Genomic DNA, 3,009 nt, shown 5'->3' with positions numbered 1-3,009 from the left:
CGGTTCCTGGCCAATGTGAACCGAGCCGCGAGCATCGCGCTCAACGGCGGCCAGGCGGCGTTCGAGGCGCGCCTCGACCAGCTGTTCCGCGAAGGCCTCGACCGTTCGAAGTACGAATTCTGGAGCAAATTCCCCGATGCCACGGGGCTCGTGGGGCAGTTCTCCATGGGCAACGAACCGAGTTTTCATATTCCATTCCTCTACAATTTCACCGCCTCGCCCTGGAAAACGCAGAAGCGCACCCGCTTCCTGCTGGACACCTGGTTTGCCGACAACATCTTCGGCATCCCGGGTGATGAGGACGGCGGCGGCATGTCGGCGTTTGTCGTATTCGCCAGCATGGGTTTCTATCCCGTAACACCCGGCATCCCGGAGTATACCATCACCAGCCCGGTGTTCAGCAGCGTAGCGATCCGCTTGCAGAACGGGAAAACGTTCCGGGTGTCGGCACCAAAGAATTCCACCGTCAACAAATATATCCAAAGCGCGCGCTTCAACGGCAAACGCATGTCCAAACTGAGCTTCACGCATGCCGACCTGATGGCCGGCGGGCACCTGGAGCTCGAGATGGGGCCGCTGCCGAACAAGAAGCCGGGCGCAGAATAATGATATTCCGAACTATTTATTAACCAAGATCAACATTCCCTTATGCGCTATGCGAACACGTTTCCACCATGAGCCGGTCCCGGCCGCACGTCCGGCAACCGGTATGCACACTTATCATCCTTTCCAAATGAACAGCATGAAAACATTTACGTTATGAAGAAAATCCATTTACTACTGATGCTGCTTTTCCTATTGCCCGTGTACCTGGTCGCCCAGCAAAGAGCGATCAGCGGGAAGGTAAGGGAAAGCAAAGACGGCACTCCGCTGCCGGGCGTTAGCGTTTACACGACCGACGCTGCCGGCAAAAGGCACGGCGTAACCACCGATGCCCGCGGCGAATACCTCATCCAGGTACCTGCCAACGCCTCCCAGCTGACGTTCGCGTTCCTGGGTATGGTGAGCGTTACCGAAACGATCGGTACCAGGACCACCATCGACGTGGCGCTTACTTCCACCGAAGAACAGCTCGCCGGCGTGGTGGTGGTGGGTTATGGTACGAAAAGAAAAGAAGTGGTGACCGGCGCGGTGAGCAACATCACCGGCAAGGAAATCCAGACCACGACCAACATCAGCCTTGCCCAGAAGCTCCAGGGCAAGGTGGCCGGCCTCCAGATCCGCCAGCTGGGCGGTGAGCCGGGCACTTTCAACAACATGATCAACATCCGCGGCTTCGGTACGCCGCTCTTCGTGATCGACGGGATCGCCCGCGACGGCGCCAGCGAATTCCAGCGCCTCAACCCGGACGATATCGAAAGCGTGAGCTTCCTCAAAGACGCTTCCGCGGCGATCTATGGTTTGCGCGCAGCAAACGGTGTGGTGATCGTTACGACCAAGAAAGGCGCTTCCGGCAAGGCGAACTTCAACTACGCCGGCGTGGTAGGTGTGATGAAACCTACCGACGTGCCGCGCATGGCCAACGCGGGAGAATGGATGCAGATGCGCAATGAAGCGGATATTTTCAGTCTCGGTACGCCTTTCCTGCCGAAAGACGAGCTCCAGAAATGGATCAACGCGGAGCCCGGTTACGAAAGCACCGACTGGTACGCCGCAGCCATGAAGAACACCGCCATGCAGCAACAGCATAACCTGTCGGCCTCCGGCGGGAATGAAAAAACGCAGTACTTCTTCAGCTTCGGTTATGCCGACGAAAACTCCCTGCTGCGCAGCAACGACATGTGGTACAAGCGTTTCAACCTCCGCTCCAACATCACCACCATGCTGCACCGCAACCTGAAGGCCGAACTGCTCATCGCGGGGCGGTACGACAACCGGACGGTGCCGGGCGAGAACTTCTTCAACATCTTCAAAGGCACCCGCGTTTCGCTGCCTACCGACCGCGTGTACGCCAACAACAACCCGGAGTACCCCAGCGTGGTGGCGCCCAGCAACCAGAACCCGGTGATCCTCAGCCAGCGCGATATAACCGGCTACAACGAAAGCGTGACCCGCAACGTGCAGGCCACAGGATCGCTCACCTACACCGTTCCCTTCGTGGAAGGGCTGAGCCTGCGCGGGGTGGCGGCGTACGATATGACCAGCTACGGCAACAAAGACCTCAGCAAAACATACGACCTGTATAAATACGTGAACGGCCAGTACCTGAAAGAGCGCCAGCGCGACGGCAACGGGTCCATTTCCAACAACTACGGCAACGGCAACCGCGTTACGCTGCAGGGCCAGGCCAATTATGCGCGCACTTTCGCGGCGGACCACAACGTAGCGGCAACGTTCGTAGTGGAACAGCAGCAGTTCTGGGGGCGGGACGCATGGCTGCGCCGTTATTATGATTTCTATACCAACGACCAGATCGACCGGGCAGGCCGCGCCCGGCAGGAGAACTCCGGGATGGAAAACCAATTCGCCAACCTGTCGTACATCGGGCGGCTGTCTTACGATTATAAACGCAAGTACATTGTAGAGTTCGCGTTCCGCGAAGACGGCTCTTACCGTTACCATCCCGACCGCCGCTGGGGCTTCTTCCCGGTAGTGACGGGCGGATGGCGCCTGTCGGAAGAGCCTTTTATACAGCGTGCATTGCCGGTGGTATCGAACCTGAAGCTGGACGCTTCGTATGGTTCGGTGGGGGAAGACGCGGGTGCGCCGTTCCAGTACATCGCCGGTTTTTCGACAGAGGGCGGCGGATCGTATGAGTTTGCCAACGGAACGCTGACGAGCGGCGCTTCTTCGCCGGGGATCACCAACGAAAGGCTGACCTGGTTTACTTCCAAAATCCTCAACATCGGCATCGACCTCGGGTTGTTCCAGAATAAATTCACCCTCGAGTTCGACGTGTACCGCCGCAACAGGACGGGGTTGCTGGCGCGGAGGAATGTGAGCCTGCCCAATACGTTCGGCGGAACGCTGCCGGAGGAAAACCTCAACAGCGACCGCGTGCAGGGTTTC

The 3,009-nt window shown here is 58.5% G+C and carries 2 protein-coding genes; both read left to right on the top strand.

The genetic code is table 11. From position 1 onward, the window contains the following. Positions 1-606, top strand: a 606-nt coding sequence (locus Q0510_RS07410) for a glycoside hydrolase domain-containing protein (RefSeq protein ID WP_298709669.1), incomplete at its 5' end; no start/stop codon positions are given. Between the two features lie 153 nt (positions 607-759). After that, a partial coding sequence (locus tag Q0510_RS07405) for a SusC/RagA family TonB-linked outer membrane protein (protein WP_298709667.1) occupies positions 760-3,009 on the top strand: 2,250 nt, incomplete at its 3' end.

This window comes from uncultured Chitinophaga sp. (assembly GCF_937874145.1).
GTDB lineage: Bacteria > Bacteroidota > Bacteroidia > Chitinophagales > Chitinophagaceae > Chitinophaga.
This window is presented reverse-complemented; position numbering and strand designations above follow the sequence as displayed.